Origin of the sequence: Arthrobacter zhangbolii, from assembly GCF_022869865.1 — a bacterium.
Classification (GTDB): Bacteria; Actinomycetota; Actinomycetes; order Actinomycetales; family Micrococcaceae; genus Arthrobacter_B; species Arthrobacter_B zhangbolii.
This window is the reverse complement of the sequence record NZ_CP094984.1, coordinates 1919461-1934872: the sequence shown is the minus strand read 5'-3', so window position 1 is coordinate 1934872 and position 15412 is coordinate 1919461. Positions and strand designations below refer to the sequence as shown.

14 protein-coding genes are annotated in these 15412 nt (G+C 66.2%); 8 read left to right on the top strand and 6 right to left on the bottom strand.

What is annotated here, in order from left to right:
- Positions 1–114 precede the first annotated feature (114 nt).
- Positions 115–951 (top strand): class I SAM-dependent methyltransferase, encoded by an 837-nt coding sequence (locus MUK71_RS08950; RefSeq protein ID WP_227901832.1) that lies wholly within the window; start codon positions 115–117, stop codon positions 949–951.
- 143 nt (positions 952–1094) lie between these two features.
- Here MUK71_RS08950 and MUK71_RS08945 read toward each other — a convergent pair whose 3' ends face one another.
- Positions 1095–1442 carry a hypothetical protein gene (locus MUK71_RS08945; protein WP_227927788.1) on the bottom strand — a complete coding sequence of 116 codons (348 nt, stop codon included), beginning with the start codon at positions 1440–1442 and terminating at the stop codon, positions 1095–1097.
- A 677-nt stretch (positions 1443–2119) separates the two neighbouring features.
- Here MUK71_RS08945 and MUK71_RS08940 point away from each other — a divergent pair.
- Positions 2120–2425 carry a DUF4193 domain-containing protein gene (locus MUK71_RS08940; RefSeq protein WP_227901834.1) on the top strand — a complete coding sequence of 102 codons (306 nt, stop codon included), beginning with the start codon at positions 2120–2122 and terminating at the stop codon, positions 2423–2425.
- 115 nt (positions 2426–2540) lie between these two features.
- Entirely contained in the window at positions 2541–2975 is a 435-nt protein-coding gene (locus MUK71_RS08935) for a cytidine/deoxycytidylate deaminase family protein (RefSeq protein WP_227927790.1), read from the top strand.
- 26 nt (positions 2976–3001) lie between these two features.
- Here the strand turns inward: MUK71_RS08935 and MUK71_RS08930 are convergent, their stop codons facing one another.
- A complete protein-coding gene (locus tag MUK71_RS08930; RefSeq protein ID WP_227927791.1) occupies positions 3002–3568 on the bottom strand; it encodes an SOUL family heme-binding protein in 567 nt (188 codons plus the stop codon).
- Between the two features lie 64 nt (positions 3569–3632).
- On the opposite strand from MUK71_RS08930, the gene MUK71_RS08925 reads away from it, so the two are divergent.
- The gene (locus MUK71_RS08925) at positions 3633–4262 is read left to right on the top strand and encodes a peptide deformylase (RefSeq protein ID WP_341482010.1); all 630 of its coding nucleotides are present in this window, start codon (positions 3633–3635) and stop codon (positions 4260–4262) included.
- A gap of 3 nt (positions 4263–4265) precedes the next feature.
- Here the strand turns inward: MUK71_RS08925 and MUK71_RS08920 are convergent, their stop codons facing one another.
- On the bottom strand, positions 4266–6311 hold the full coding sequence (locus tag MUK71_RS08920; RefSeq protein ID WP_227927792.1) for a S9 family peptidase: 2046 nt from the start codon (positions 6309–6311) through the stop codon (positions 4266–4268).
- A 57-nt stretch (positions 6312–6368) separates the two neighbouring features.
- Here MUK71_RS08920 and MUK71_RS08915 point away from each other — a divergent pair, with 57 nt between their 5' ends.
- The 4 genes from MUK71_RS08915 (at position 6369) to MUK71_RS08900 (ending at position 9494) form a co-directional block, all read left to right on the top strand.
- Positions 6369–7205 carry a methyltransferase domain-containing protein gene (locus tag MUK71_RS08915; protein WP_227901838.1) on the top strand — a complete coding sequence of 279 codons (837 nt, stop codon included), beginning with the start codon at positions 6369–6371 and terminating at the stop codon, positions 7203–7205.
- Positions 7206–7361: 156 nt separating this feature from the next.
- A complete protein-coding gene (locus MUK71_RS08910; protein WP_227901839.1) occupies positions 7362–7868 on the top strand; it encodes an NfeD family protein in 507 nt (168 codons plus the stop codon).
- 79 nt (positions 7869–7947) lie between these two features.
- Complete coding sequence (locus tag MUK71_RS08905) at positions 7948–8910, top strand: SPFH domain-containing protein (RefSeq protein ID WP_227901840.1); 963 nt, start codon at positions 7948–7950, stop codon at positions 8908–8910.
- A 236-nt stretch (positions 8911–9146) separates the two neighbouring features.
- Positions 9147–9494, top strand: a complete 348-nt coding sequence (locus MUK71_RS08900) for an RNA polymerase-binding protein RbpA (RefSeq protein WP_227901841.1) — start codon at positions 9147–9149, stop codon at positions 9492–9494.
- A gap of 99 nt (positions 9495–9593) precedes the next feature.
- On the opposite strand, the gene MUK71_RS08895 is transcribed toward MUK71_RS08900, so the two are convergent.
- The 3 genes from MUK71_RS08895 to MUK71_RS08885 all read right to left on the bottom strand — a co-directional run bounded on the left by MUK71_RS08895 (position 9594) and on the right by MUK71_RS08885 (position 15389).
- The gene (locus tag MUK71_RS08895; RefSeq protein WP_227901842.1) at positions 9594–10322 is read right to left on the bottom strand and encodes a polyprenol monophosphomannose synthase; all 729 of its coding nucleotides are present in this window, start codon (positions 10320–10322) and stop codon (positions 9594–9596) included.
- Between the two features lie 515 nt (positions 10323–10837).
- A complete protein-coding gene (locus MUK71_RS08890) occupies positions 10838–12487 on the bottom strand; it encodes an amidohydrolase (RefSeq protein WP_227927793.1) in 1650 nt (549 codons plus the stop codon).
- Between the two features lie 49 nt (positions 12488–12536).
- Positions 12537–15389: a DEAD/DEAH box helicase gene (locus tag MUK71_RS08885; RefSeq protein WP_227927794.1), complete on the bottom strand. Its 2853-nt coding sequence runs from the start codon at positions 15387–15389 to the stop codon at positions 12537–12539.
- Positions 15390–15412 lie beyond the last annotated feature (23 nt).

The following is a 15412-nucleotide window of genomic DNA, read 5'->3' as shown; positions in this document are numbered from 1 at the left end:
CCGGGCCTAACCGGACCCGGGAGCCGGGCCTGACCGGACCCGGGAGCCGGGCCTGACCGGACCCGGGAGCCGGGCCTGACCGGACCCGGGAGCATTTTCCAAGGACGTGAGGATATGGCCACATTTCCGGACGACGCCGGTGCGGACAGGGAGATCAAGGACCGTCTGCGGGCCATCTGGTCGATGGGGGACTATGCGGCCGTGGCCGCGCAAACCGTTGAGCCTCTGGGACCGGCCCTGGTTCGGGCCGCCGGGGTCAGTGCCGGCGACCGGGTCCTGGACATTGCCGCAGGGACCGGAAACGCGGCCATCGCGGCTGCCGAAACGGGAGCGGACGTTACGGCGTCGGACCTGGCACCGGATTTACTGAATGCCGGCAAACGCCTGGCGCTGGCCCGGTCCGTCCGGCTGACCTGGTCTGTGGCCGACGCCGAGGATCTGCCCTATGCCGACGCGTCCTTTGATGCGGTGGTTTCCTGCGTGGGGGTGATGTATGCCCCGCACCATCGACTGGCTGCCGCTGAACTGGTTCGCGTCTGCCGGCCCGGGGGAGGCCTCGGGATCATCAGCTGGACGCCCGAAGGCTTTATCGGCAGCATGTTCGCCGCCATGAAGCCGTACTCACCGCCACCGCCGCCCGGAACGCAGTCTCCGCCCCTGTGGGGAAACCGGGAGCATGTGGAGTCCCTGTTGGAAGGCCGGGTGCGGGAATTCCGTGCGGAGCGCAGCACCCTGCTTATTGACCGGTTTTCGACGCCGAAGGACTTCCTGGTGTTCCTGAAGGCACACTACGGACCGGTCATGGCGGTTTACGCGTCCCTGGCGTCGGCGCCGGAGCGGGGCAGCGCCCTGGATGCGGAACTGCTGGCTCTGGTGAAGAGGTACAGCACGCAGGCGGGCGGCATGACCATGGACTGGGAATATCTGCTCGTAACCGCCAGACGGGCCTGACGGAGGCGGACATCCGGGGGGCCGGGGCGGCCAGAACGGCAGGCCGGAACGGCAGGGGAGTGGGCGGGGTTTGATCGGATCCGGGAGTTCGGCGGTGTGGGCTGTTGGCGGACATACGCCGGGGTTATCTGCTTTATCCGGACTCAGCTGCCGGTTTGCGGGCCCATGACCGAAACCTTCGCGGATGGCAGGGCCTGCCGCAGGCACTCGGCAACCCGCTGGGCGTCCTCATCGGTGGCGGCGCCCGCGAGGGAGATACCAAGATGCGAGGCGGGGTAATCGGCGGACACGTATGATTCCTCAACCAACGGATCCTCCAGGCACTGCTCATATAAACCGGTTCCGGGGTCGGAAGCGCTCACCGTCCAGCGGTCCGGGCGTCCGTCGGGGCTGTCCGCTCCGCCGGTGCCGCAAGCAGCCAGGGCGAGCACGGCAGCCAGCACAGCGGCGCTGCGTGCCGCCACCACGGAAAGCCAGCCATGCCTGCTCATTGATGCACCTTCCGGGAAGCCGGACAATTAGCGGAAGCCTACTGTAGCCCGATGGCCATCCACAGGTGCTCCCGCACGGGTCGGGGGACCTCTTCCAATACGCTAGTTGACATAATGTGGATTATCGGCGTTTATCCGGGGTTCGCGGAAGGAGCTTTACTGTCCGTATTCTGCCTCTGGTACATATAACTCCTTCTGTGCCTGATCCCCCGGATTTTTCACCGATTTGAGTGTTTTTTCGGCGCGCGGCCGGCTGTGCCTCAGTTCTGCGGTGTTGCCGCCTAGATCGCCGGGTGCGCCGCGCAGGCGTCCGAATCCCGGAAAACGGCTGACCTGGTCACGCAGATTCCCGTCGCCGGGCGGCCCGCAGCGCACCGGTGAATGAGTTGACATAACGTCCCCCGCAGGCTGGCAGAGGTATCCGGGCAGGTTGACATAACCGCGCAGTGACGCCTGTGGCTGCCGTTGCCTCCCCCGGCTGCCCTGGCACCGGCGGCGGCCGAGCCCTGAACCCGCACGGCATGCCGGTCCGGTCCAACAAACGGGATGTTGGTCACTTTGACGCTATATTTCGCCATGACGGGCCCGCCGTCGCTGTACGGTTTGGTGCAGCGACTTTGATTGCCTATATGATCTACGCTCAAACCCCCCCCAAATCAGGAGATAAACACAACAAAATGGCTACCGATTACGATGCCCCGCGCGTCAAGGAAGAAGACCAGCCGACAGACTCCCTGGAGGGACTGAAAGCTCAGCAGCGCGGCGGAGCGATGACTGCCGTCATTGATGTCGAAGAGTCGGACGCGATCGACGGTTTTGACCTTCCGGGTGCGGACCTGTCCGGCGAGGAACTCCTGATCAAGGTTGTTCCCCCGCAGGCTGACGAATTCACCTGCATGTCCTGCTTCCTCGTCCGCCACCGTTCGCAGATTGCCCGCGAAAAGAAGAACGGCGAGGCCTACTGCCTGGACTGCGAAGGCTAAGCACTCCCCGCTTGGACCAGCCGGGTTCCGTCCGTAAGGCGGGGCCCGGTTTTTTGCTGCCCGAAACGCCCCGCCGCCTGCAGGGTGCCACCCCCTTCGCGTCTAGGATTTCCGGATGAGCATCACGCTTCCCGCCTCAGCCCGGCAGCTTGGCCCGGCAGACCACGCCCTGGTGGAACTTGCCCGCCGGACCATCGACGCAGCCACCGATGCCGGCCCGGACGAGGACGGCATCCACACCGTGGGTGCAGCGGTCCGGACAGCCGACGGCGGGGCGTATGCGGGCGTGAACCTCTATCACTTCACCGGAGGTCCCTGTGCGGAACTTGTTGCCCTGGCAGCAGCCCGGGCCGCCGGAGCGGGGCAGCCAACCCATATTGTGGCCGTCGGCAACCACGGCCGCGGCGTGCAGAGCCCCTGCGGCCGCGACCGGCAGGTGCTCAGCGATTACTATCCCGGCATCCGCGTTGTTGTGCCGGCACCGGAGGGCCCGGTAAGCGTTGAGGCCCGCGATCTCCTGCCGCTCGGGTTCGTTCCCCCGGCGGACTGAGAGCATGGCCGGAACCTGCCCCGCCGTCAGTCCCCCGGCCCCTCCACGTCCTGGATGACTTCATTGCGGCGCAGGAACCACGGCCGGTACGGCGGATCGAACCGGGCGAAGCGCGGACTGCCCAGCGGCGTGAAACCCTCTGCGGAGACGGCCCCGAGCAGGCCGGCCAGGTGGCCCTGGAAATTGGCCTCGCTCCACCTCCCGCCAAAGGAAGCGGCTGCGCCGGTCCGGCCCGGGACCGGGACAATGCTGACCGCCGGATCCGCCGGCACCGGTGCGGTAGGGGCGGTCAGATCGGCTGGAAGGACAAAAGCCACGCTGTAGGCGCCGGGGACAGGGCTCGGCTCAAGCAGCACCGGCGCCGTCATGGCCAGAGTTTCCGCGAACCGCACCTCCCCGGGGGGATCCGGCTCCAGCACAGACCGGGAGGAGTTCTGCCCGCTGATGTAGGCAAACAGATGTCTGAACCCGGTGTTGCCGGCGCCTTCAAACCCGGCATTTACCGTCACCTGGGCCAGGACGTGCGCCGGGTAGTGGCGCAGTTCGAAGCCGGGGTATTGGCCCAGGACGGTATAGGGCTGCTGCTCTGTCATGGTCCAGCCGAGGGTACGCTTCACGCACGCACAACAACAGCGTGGAGGGCACTAGGATAAAGCGGTGCCCACCGATTCCACTGCCCTGCTGCGCGACCTGGTTCTTCCCATGCTGGAGCAGGATCTTGTGCCGATTGTCCAGCTCGGGCACCCTGCCCTCCGGCGTACTGCCCTGCCCTTCGACGGCGAACTGGACGCTGCCGAACTGCAGGCCCTGATCAGCCTTATGCGCAGGGTGATGCATGCTGCCCCCGGCGTGGGGCTCGCGGCACCGCAGCTGGGTATCCCGCTGCAGATCGCGGTGCTTGAAGACACCTTCGAGGTGGGCGCTGAAGTGGCGGCGGTCCGGGAACGGTCTCCCCTGCCCTTTTTCACCATCATCAATCCCCGTTATGAGGCCGACGGCGAGCAGTCCGCCGAGTTTTATGAAGGGTGCCTGTCCTTTGAGGGATACCAGGGGGTGGTCCGCCGGCACGCGTCCGTGGTGCTGGATTACACCGACGCGCAGTCCCGGCAGCACATGGAGCGGTTCAGCGGATGGCAGGCCCGTATTGTCCAGCATGAAACGGACCACCTCTACGGAACCGTGTATGTGGACCGGATGCTGACCCGCTCCCTGTGCAGCAATACCGAATATGCCCGGCGCTGGGCCTCGCCGGATATCGGCGAGGCCCGGCACGTGCTTGGGTTCTAGCCCCTAAACAGGGGCGGCCTCCGTTTCCCGGGCTTCGTCCGGAGCGGGGTTCTGCGCGGTCGGAAGCCATCGCGCCCACCAGTTCAGCAGGTGCTCGAAGCGCTGCCGGCGGTGCCATGGCGTGCCGCTGCGTGAGAGTTCGTGGTTCTCCCCCGGGAAAAGCAGCATCTGCGTGGGCACGCCCCCGAGTTTCAGGGCAGTGTAATAGCGCTGGGCCTGCTCCACCGGGCAGCGCAGGTCATCTTCGGAATGCACCACAAAGGTGGGTGTCCGGACGGACTCCACACACGCCATCGGGCTCTGAGCCAGCACGCCGGCCTGGTCAGTGCCGGTGTACCCGGCACTGAAGAACCAGCCAATGTCGGCGGACCCGACGAAGGAGAGCGGGTCCAGGAAGCCGCGTTCCACCACGGCAGCCGTGAACCGGTGATCGTGGGCAATAGTCCACGCGGTGAGGTATCCGCCGTAGGATCCCCCCATGATTCCCAGCCGGCTGCTGTCCAGTTCGGGGTGGGTGGCCAGGGCGCCGTCAACATACGCCAGGACATCGGCGAGGTCATGGGTTCCCATGGCGCCCTTGATGGCCCTGCCGTGTTCCTGCCCGTATCCGGCGGATCCGCGCGGATTGCACATGAGCACCGCATAGCCTGCGCGGGTGTAGATCCGGGTCTCATCGAAGTATCCCCAGCCGTACTGGGCAAAGGGGCCCCCGTGGATGTTGAGCAGCACCGGATGCGGGCCGGGGCCGTCGGGCAGTGCCAGCCAGCCGTGGACCGGATAGCCGTCCGCGGAGGAATGCGTCTCTTCCACGGGTGCTGATACCGGGCACTTTTCCCGCAGGGCGGCGGAGAAATCCGTGACGCTCCGCAGGCCGCCTTCCTCGACGACGGCGAGGTCCCCTGCAGTGCCCGTGTCCGTGTAGCTCACCACCACGGTGCCGTCCGCGGACCCGGCGGCGGTAACCACCCGGGGCCCCGAGACCAGCGTCTGAACACCACCCCGCGGATCCACGGACAGGAGTTCACCCGTGCCGCGGTGCCGGTTGAAGACCAGTGCCTCGGCGCCGCGGTGGGCAAGGACGGTGCCTTCGGCAAGGTCCGTGTGTTCCGGATCCGTGAGCCTCCGGACGGCGGCCGGATCTGCGGTCGGCGCGGCATACAGGGCAGTATTGCGCGCCACGAAGTCCGTGCCGCTTTCCGCGAGCTCCTGGCCGAGGTAGAACAGCCAGGCCCCGTTGGTGCTTTCCACCGGATCCGAAACGGACAACGGCGTCCGGCCGCCCGGGTTGGTCAGCTTGCGCAGCCCGGTACCGTCGGTCGTGATGCTGTAAACGTCGCTGACCAGCGTGGTGTCATCCTGCTCCCGGGTGTAGAGGATGCGGGTCCCGTCTGCGGAGAAAACCGGCTGCAGGTGATCGGCCGGTGCAGTGGTGAGCTGCCGAGCCGCAGGTACGCCGCCGGAATCCGGGCGGGCCTCGGGTCCGGCCGCCGCGCGTCCCCGGGGTTCAACATACGGCTCGGCATCCAGGTCCGGCAGGTCCAGCAGGAAAACCTGCGTGGGTTTGTCCCCCGTGTATCCCGTCCCGTTCATCCGGTACTTCAGCGTGGTGATCAGGCGGGGGTCCTCTGCAGCGGCGGGAACGCCCTTGACGGTGCCGTACCGGCCTTCCTCGGGCACACGCGCGGAGAAAACCACCTGCTGCCCGTCCGGCGAGAAGGAGAACCAGCTTACGCCCAGCTTCGCATCCGTGACCCGGACGGGTTCGCCGCTGCCGGCACCCAGCACAAACAACTGGGGCGGCTCCCCCGCCCCGGCGCGCAGGAAGCCGAGGGAGGCGCCGTCGGGACTGTACTTTGGCATGGTGTCCCGGAAGCCGCGGGTGAGCCGGCGGGGCTGGCCGGCCCCTGCCATGGGAACCCGCCACAACTGTCCGGTGTAGGCGTCGGAGGCAAAATCGGGGCGGGTCACCGACACGACGCAGTGCAGGGCGTCGGGATGCACGGCGGGGGCGGAAAGGGAATTGAGGAGAGGCAGGTCACATGGATTCACGCTTCGAAGCCTAATCATCACCGGCTTCCCGGCCAACTGCCGCCTTAGGATGGACATATGCCTCCCCTGCCGCCCCTCGCCTGCCCGGTCTGCGGCGGCAGGCTCGAACCGGATTCTGCCCGCACAACACTGACCTGCCCTGCCGGACACCGGTACGACGCCGCGAAGCAGGGGTATTTCAATCTGCTCACCGGCAGCGGCACGAAATTCCAGGCCGATACCGCCGCTATGGTGGCAGCCCGCACCGATTTCCTGGCCGCCGGGCATTACCGTCCGCTGGCAGCCGAACTCGCCCGGCTGGCCGCGGAATCGGCGCCGGGACAGGCAGTGGTGCTCGACGCCGGCGCAGGCACCGGCTACTACCTTGCTGAGGTGCTCGCGGCCCTTCCCTCCGCAACAGCGGTGGCACTGGATATCTCCAAGTACGCGCTGCGGCGGGCAGCCCGCGCGCTGCCCGGCACGTACTGCCTAGCCTGGGATGTGTGGCGGCGGCTGCCGCTGCCGGACGCGTCGGTGGACGTGGTGCTCAATGTCTTCGCCCCGCGGAACCCCGCCGAATTCCGTCGGGTGCTTACGCCGGGCGGGCTCCTGGCTGTGGTGACGCCCCGCCCCGAGCATCTGCAGGAAATCCGCGGTGCGGCCGGGATGCTGGATATCGCCGGCAACAAGGAAGGCGATGTCGCTGCGGCCGTCGCGCCGGGATTCACCCCCGTGTATACCGGCACCTGCACGTATCCGATGCAGCTTTCTTCCTCCGATATTCGGAACGTGGCACTCATGGGCCCTTCGGCCCGGCATCTGGACGAGGCAGCCCTCCGCGCTGCGGTTGCAACACTGCCGGATCCGATGCAGGTGACCGCCTCGTTCACCCTGCAGCTGTTCCGGGCGGAATAGGCACGCCTTTACAAACGTTATCCATCCGGTGCCCCGGGCCCTAGGTCTGCGGCGGAAATTCAGGCAGAATGAACGCATACGCCCGCAAGATACCGGAGACCGGCGCCCAACATCAGCACCACAGGCGGCGGACCGGGGAACCGAGGGGATCACACGATGCAGGACGTTTTCGAATGGATGCTCAGCTACGGCTGGGCGCTCTGGCTGGTGCTCTTCCTGGGCTTTGCAGCTGTTGAAGCACTCACCCTGGACCTGTTCTTCGGGATGTTGTCAGTCGGTGCGCTGGCGGCCATGATCGCCTCCCTCTTCGCCGCACCGCTTTTCCTGCAGGTGGTGATCTTCGCGCTGGTCTCGGTGCTGATGATCGGCGTGGTGCGGCCGCTGGCCCTGAAGCACCTGAGGCACAGCACCAAGGACCAGCTGTCGAACATCGACCGGCTGCTGGGTGCTCCCGCACTGACCCTGGAGCCCGTGTCCGGCACGGCGGGAACGGTCAAGCTCGGCGGAGAGACCTGGTCTGCACGCAGCGCCGATTCCACCGTGCTGCCGGCCGGCGTGCAGGTCAGCGTTGCCCGGATAGACGGCGCCACCGCCGTCGTGGAAGCGCCGCACAGCGGCAGCCCCGCGGAGCATCCGGCTCCGAACCAAAACGAAGCACGCTGAGACTACAGCCGGGACGGCGCCGCCGCACCGGAGACAACAGAGCAGGATCCGCGGATCCCGCGCAAACCCGAGGGGGAACATGGGAACGGGAACAGCCGTCCTGATAGTAGTACTAGCCGTCCTGGTGATTTTTGTCCTGGTGGTCCTGGTCAAGGCCGTCAAGATCGTTCCGCAGGCGCGGGCCGGAGTAGTGGAACGCCTCGGCAAGTACCAGCGGACCCTGACCCCGGGCCTGACCATCCTGATTCCTTTCGTAGACCGCATGCTGCCGCTGCTGGACCTGCGCGAACAGGTGGTGTCCTTCCCGCCGCAGCAGGTCATCACCGAGGACAGCCTGGTTGTCTCCATCGACACGGTGGTGTACTTCCAGGTCACCGATGCCCGTGCAGCCACCTATGAGATTGCCAACTACATCCAGGGTGTGGAGCAGCTGACCATCACCACCCTGCGAAACGTGGTGGGCGGCCTGAACCTGGAAGAGGCGCTGACGTCCCGCGACCAGATCAACGGCCAGCTCCGCGGCGTGCTGGATGAAGCCACCGGCCGCTGGGGCATCCGTGTGTCCCGGGTGGAACTGAAGACCATCGCTCCCCCGCTGACCATCCAGGATTCGATGGAAAAGCAGATGCGTGCCGAGCGGGAACGCCGCGCCACCGTCCTGACGGCCGAGGGCTCCAAACAATCGCAGATCCTGACCGCCGAAGGACGCCGGCAGGCGGCCATCCTTGCTGCTGAAGGTGACGCGAAGGCAGCAATCCTGCGTGCCGACGGCGAGGCCCAGGCCATTGCGAAGGTTTTCGGTGCCATCCACAAGGGGAACCCGGACCAGAAGCTGCTCGCCTACCAGTACCTGCAGACCCTGCCCAAGCTCGCCGAAGGCAGCTCGAATAAGGTGTGGATCATTCCCAGTGAACTCGGTGAGGCACTGAAGGGTGTTGGCAGTGCGCTGGGCGACTTTGTACCCGACCCCAAGCAGCATTCCGCGAACGGCAATGTGCCGGCGCAGAACGGGACCGGCCCGTCCGCGGATCCGAAGGCCTAGACCGCCCTGTGGTATCCGGTGCCGGCCTGCAGCCGGTATAATTGACTGTTTGCCGGGCAGTAGCCGCTAAACGCGGCAGGACGCGGGAACAGCGACGGCGTCGCCGGCGTTGTTCCAAGTGCAACAACAGGCGGCCAGGGGTGGCCGGCCGGATGCCTACCGGGGACGACAGGGCGACGGCACCGGCATGACAGAGGGTCCGCCAGCGGATCCAGCGTATTGATGAGGGAGAAAAGATGAGCGATCGTAGCCTGCGGGGTATGCGCCTGGGCGCGCAGAGCATGGAGACAGAATCCGGCGTAGAGCCGGCTCCCCGCCAGCGGGTGGAATACCGCTGTGAGGACGGCGAGCGTGTTTTCGTAACTTTCGCTGCCGAAGCGGACATTCCCCCGGTCTGGATTTCCAAGACCGGCAAGGAAGCGCTTCTGGTAGACGGTGAGAAGCCGGACACCAGCAACGACAAGCCGGTGCGTACGCACTGGGACATGTTGCTGGAACGCCGCAGCATCGAGGAACTCGAGCAGATCCTCCAGGACCGCCTGACGCTTCTGCGCGAACGCCGCGGAGAGCGCACCAGCGCCTAGTCTTCCTGCATCCGCACGGGCCTCGGCCCGGCGCCACTGAAGACACAAGCAGGGCGGCTGCCGTAACGGCAGCCGCCCTGCTTTTTTGTGCCCGGAATCCTAGCCGCGGCCGGTGAGCTTCTTCCAGCGTGCCGACAGGCCCCAGCGGGTGACGTTGGCGATGGCTTCGAACACAATGTTGCCGCTCATCTTGGAGGCACCGAATTCACGCTCGACAAACGTGATGGGCACCTCGGTAATCCGCAGCCCCATCCGGGCCACCCGGAACGTCATATCCACCTGGAAGCCGTAGCCAACGGACTCAACGGCTCCGAGGTCCAGCTGCTCCAGGGTGCCGCGTCGGAAGGCGCGGTAGCCCGCGGTGATGTCCCGCACCGAGATGCCGAGCATCAGGCGGGAATAGGTGCTCCCGGCCCGGGAGAGAAGCTTCCGGCGAAGCGGCCAGTTCACTACGGAGCCACCGGGTACCCAGCGCGAACCGATCACCAGGTCCGAGCCGGCCTTGGACGCCTCCAGCAGGCGCGGCAGTTCTTCGGGACGGTGCGAACCGTCCGCATCCATCTCTACAAGGATGTCGTAACCGCGCTCCAGGCCCCACCGGAAGCCGGCGATGTAGGCAGCGCCAAGACCTTCCTTGCCCCGGCGGTGCAGCACATGCACCTGGGGGTCCTTGGCGGCGATTTCGTCTGCGTAGGCGCCGGTACCATCCGGGCTGTTATCGTCCGCAATCAATACATCCGAGTCGGGGACGGCGTTCCGCAGACGCGTGAGCGTTTTGGGCAGCGACTCGATCTCGTTGTAAGTAGGGATGATGGTCAGGACACGCACTCGCTAAGCCTTTCGTGGACGCACGCCGCCGCTGTTCGCGGCCGGCACGGGGATCTCTCCCCCGGCAGAGTACCCAGTATATGGGAGTGCGTGTTGGTGTTCTTCCGGCCGGCAGCTGCGGAGGCGCACACATCCGGGCGGGTTCAGCCGTCTTCGGGCCAGTACCGGCTGAATGCCGGGCCTGTTTTCTACTGACGGTTGAACCCACCCGAGTGCGCTAATACTGGACCCGGAGACCGGCGGCCTGCGGCGTACGCGAAACCCCGGCGCGTTGTATCGCGGCCCTTGCAGCACGGTCACGGCCGATCTGAGCAGCACAAAAACGACGGCCGGGTGTAGCCGGACAAGGCCTCTGTGCGCCTTCGAAACGGACGGTCCCGACTGCGGTTCTCATAGCCTACGTGCTGACCCTCAACTGTCAATAAGGCTGCTGACTAGGGGTTTTCCGTATTGTCGCAGGTCAGAGCGGCATTCCGCGGTGCATGGATTGGTTGGCATTTTTGCCGGGCTGCCAGCTACCCGGCGAGTTCCGATGCGCGGTACAGCTCTATGCCGTTATGAACGGTCTGCAGGCAGCGCGGTTCATCACCGGTATCCAGCGCCGGGAGCAGCGGCGTACCGGCCCTCGGGTCCGTACTCCAGGCCGACACGTTGGCATCCGGGGTTTGCACCATAAGCTCCTGCACCTCCCAGACGGCAAAGGACGCCGGCGCGCCCGGGGCCAGCTGGCCGAGCATGAAATTGCTCTCACCTGCCGCCCGCCAGCCTGCCCGGGTGTGTCCGATAAATGCGGCCCGTGCGGAAACCCGTTCCTTGGGGTTCGAGTGGAAGACGGCTGCCCGGACCCCGGCCCAGGGATCCACGGCCAGGACGGGTGTGTCCGAGCCCAGGGCCACGGGGACCCCGGAGGAGAGCAGCGACGCCATCCGGTTCATCTGCCGGCTCCTCTCCCCCAGCCGCTGTTCGTACAGCCCGCCCGGGTTGCCCCAGGCAGCGTCAAAGCCCGGTTGCAGGCTTACGCCCACTCCGAAGCGGAGGAGCCCGGCAATAGCCGCATCGTCGGTCATTTCGGCATGCTCGAGCCGGTGGTGGGCGGCACGGATGGCTGCCTCACCCACCGCGTCGGCTGCCAGCTGCAGCCCGGCCAGGGCAACATCCATGCCCGCGTCGCCAATGACGTGGAAGCCGCCCTGCAGCCCTGCCCGGGTCATCAGCTCCAGATGCCGGCCTACCTGTTCCGGGGTCAGGTACAGGGTTCCGGTGCCGCCGGGTTCGTCGGTGTAAGGCTCACGCAGGGCTGCCGTCCTGGCGCCGATGGAACCGTCTATGTTCAGGTCTCCTGCCAGACCGAGCAGCCTGCCCTCAAAGAAGTCCAGCAGCCCGGCTACCTCCGCCTCCGTTTCCACCAGCTGGCCCCAGTACGGCAGTACCTGCGGCAGCGGAGTCTCCGGAAGGGCGCCGTCCAGTCCGAGGAGCCGGCGCAGGTCCTCGGGAGGCGCAATGTGCGGGGCCGCCATTTCCGTCACGGCCACTATGCCGCGGGAAGCGGCATGCCTCAGGGCTGCCTGCTGGAAGACCGCACGCTGGTCCGGGTCAATGGCGCGGGAGACGGTACGGGCCGCTTCGTGCGCGGCCCGCACCACAAAGCCGTTGTCCCACCCGTCATATTCGTGGAGCTGCATGTCGGCTGCAAGGGTGCCGGAAACCACCGCGCAGTGGACATCGGTGCGGGAGAGGTACACCGGACGGTTGCCGGAGGCCGCATCCAGTTCGGCGGCGGTGGGGACCCGGCGCTCGGGCCAGGACGATTCATCCCATCCGGAACCAAGGATCGGTCCCGCGGTCCCCTTCGCGTAGCTGCTGACCCGCCCGAGCAGGTCCGCCAGGGAGCTGCAGCCGCTGAGGTCCAGCGTTTCCAGGGACATGCCGAGTTCGGTGGTGTGGACGTGTGCATCCACGAAGCCCGGGGCCACCAGCGCACCGTGCAGGTCCACCACCTCCATCCTGCTGTCCTGGATGGAGGTGGCGGCGTGTTCGGAACCCACCCAGGCCACGGTGTCGCCATCGACGAGCATGGCGGTGGCGAAAGGGTCAGCGGCACTGTAGACCGAGCCGTTGCGGTAGAGCGTCAGGGTGGGGGCGCTCTGGATGGGACTGCCGTTCAAGGACTCACCTGTTTTCTGTAGAACTATCGGTAAAACGTACGGAACGTGGTTAGCCCACGTTGGAGTAGGCGACGACGCCGCGCCGCACCAGGGCAATGGCGTCAAGGAAGCGGCGGCGCATTCCCGGCGGCAGGTCCGGCACCTTGGCCAGCTGGTCGAGCAGGTCAATCACCTGCTTGGCCCAGCGCACAAAGTCGCCGGCGGCCAGCTCGGTGCCGTTCAAGGCGACCTGCAGGTGCTTGCCCTTGACCCACTTGTACATTGGCCAGACCAGCCCCAGTTCCGGTTCCCCGGTCTCGGGCAGCCGGGATGCCTCTTCCATATCGGTCAGCTCGGACCACTGCCGGATGACGGTGTCCACGGCGACCTCCAGCGAGATACTGGGCATCTTGGGCCGCAGGCCGCGTTCCTCACGCTTGGCCTGGTACACCAGTGCCGTGGCAAGGCAGGCGAGCTCGGCAGCATCCAGGTCATCGAAGGCACCCTGTTCCAGTGCCAGGGCAACCAGGAGGTCCTTTTCGCCGTAGATCCGCCGCAGCTTCTGGCCTGCCGGTGTGACGGCGTCCGTACCGGAGGCGTCCGGCGCCACATAGCCGTAGCGGGTGAGGACGTCGCAGACCCGGTCGAAGGTTTTGGCAATCGTGTTGGTCCGGCCACGGATCTGGCCGACCAGGTTGTCGGTCTCGCGGCGAAGCTTCCACCAGCGCTCAGCCCAGCGGGCATGGTCTTCACGTTCGCTGCAGCCATGGCAGGGATGCGCACGCAGCTTGCGGCGCAGCTCGGCAATGGCCTTCTCCTGCCGTTCGGTTCCGGACGTGTGCAGCGTATTGGCACGTGCAGCGGCAGGACGCGGCGGCCGGTGGTCATGCAGCGCGTTACGCAGTGAGGAGGCAAGATCACGCCGGTCCTTGGGGGAACGGGAGTTAAAGGATTTGGGGATCCGGATGTGCGAGACGGCCTCGGCAGGACCGTCCAGGTCCATGCTGCTGATCCGCCTGATTTGCTTGTCCTCCGTCAGGACCGAGGGACGCACCTCGTGTGCGGCGGCATCCACGTCCAGGACCACGGCGTGGCCGCCGATGCGGCCGCCGGGTATGAGGATGATGTCGCCGGGACGCAGGTTCTCCAGCGATGCGGCGGCGGAGCTGCGCCTGTTCCGGGCACGGGACTTGGAAGCTGCGGATTCCTGGTCCGAGAGTTCCCGGCGAAGCGCCGAGTACTCGGTGAAGTCCCCGAGATGGCAGGTCATCGCCTTTTCGTACCCGGCCAGTGATTCCTCACGGGAACGGACCTGTTTGGCCAGGCCCACCACTGAACGGTCGGCCTGGAACTGGGCGAAGGAGGATTCAAGGATTTCGCGTGCCCGTTCCCGGCCGAACTGGGCAATGAGGTTGATGCTCATGTTGTAGGTGGGCCGGAAGCTGGAGTTCAGCGGGTAAGTCCGCCGGGATGCCAGGCCGGCAACGGCAGCGGGATCGGTTCCGGGCTGCCACAGCACCACGGCATGGCCCTCGACGTCGATTCCGCGGCGTCCGGCACGTCCGGTGAGCTGGGTGTACTCCCCTGCCGTGATGTCCACGTGGGCTTCGCCGTTGAACTTGTCCAGCTTTTCCAGCACCACTGATCGTGCCGGCATGTTGATGCCCAGGGCCAGGGTTTCGGTGGCAAAAACGGCACGGACCAGCCCGGCTGCGAAGAGACGTTCCACCACCTCCTTGAAGGTGGGCAGCATGCCGGCATGGTGGGCCGCGAATCCGCGGACCAGGCCTTCGCGCCAGGTCCAGAAGCCCAGCACTTCCAGGTCATCCTCCGGAATGTCCTGGGTAGCCTCATCCACCACCCGGGCTATTTCCCGGCGTTCCTCCTCGGTGGTCAGCCACAGACCGGCGTCGACGCACTGTCGCACGGCGCCCTCGCAGCCGTTGCGGGAGAAAATAAAGGTGATGGCCGGCAGCAGGCCGTTGCGGTCCAGCTGGGCAATGACCTGCGGGCGGGATGCACGCGGAATCCGGGTGATCGGCGGACCGCCGTTTCCATGGCCGCCCGGACGGTTGCCGCGGTGCCGGTCGCTGCGCCCGCCGCGGGATGATCCCCGGGCGCCGCCCCAGTGCCCGCGCTGGTTCACGCGGGACTCGGCCCGCGCGAGTTCGGCCAGTTCAGGGTTTACCCGGTAGCGCTCCTTGATGCCGGGCTGTTCGCCGGCGGCTTCGTCGAACGAGACATCGGATTCGAACAGGTCGTAAATGTCCCTGCCCACCATGACGTGCTGCCACAGCGGAACCGGCCGGTGTTCGGAGACCACCACGTCGGTGTCTCCCCGCACGGTGTCCAGCCAGGCCCCGAACTCTTCGGCGTTGGAAACCGTGGCGCTCAGTGAGGCAACCAGCACATCGGAGGGAAGGTGGATGATCACTTCCTCCCACACCGCTCCGCGGAACCGGTCAGCCAGGTAATGCACTTCATCCATGACCACATAACCAAGGTCCATCAGTGCATCGGAGTCGGAATAGAGCATGTTCCGCAGCACTTCGGTGGTCATCACCACTACGTCGGCGTCCGGATTGATACTGGTGTCCCCGGTGAGCAGCCCCACGCGTTCACTGCCGTACGCGGCCGCCAGCTCCGTGTATTTCTGGTTGCTCAGCGCCTTGATGGGAGTGGTGTAGAAGGCCTTCAAACCCTTTTCAAGGGCGAGGTAGACGGCAAACTCCCCCACCACCGTTTTTCCTGCCCCGGTGGGAGCGGCCACCAGGACGCCGCGGCCGGCTTCCAGGGAACGGCACGCCTCCGACTGGAAGGCATCGAGTTCAAAGCCCAGCGACTTCTCGAAGATTCCGAGGGAGGTTTTGTTATGTTCGGAACGTTGTTTTGCGGCGAGATACCGCTCCGAAGGAGACGTCATAAACCCAGCCTATGCTCTGTGTG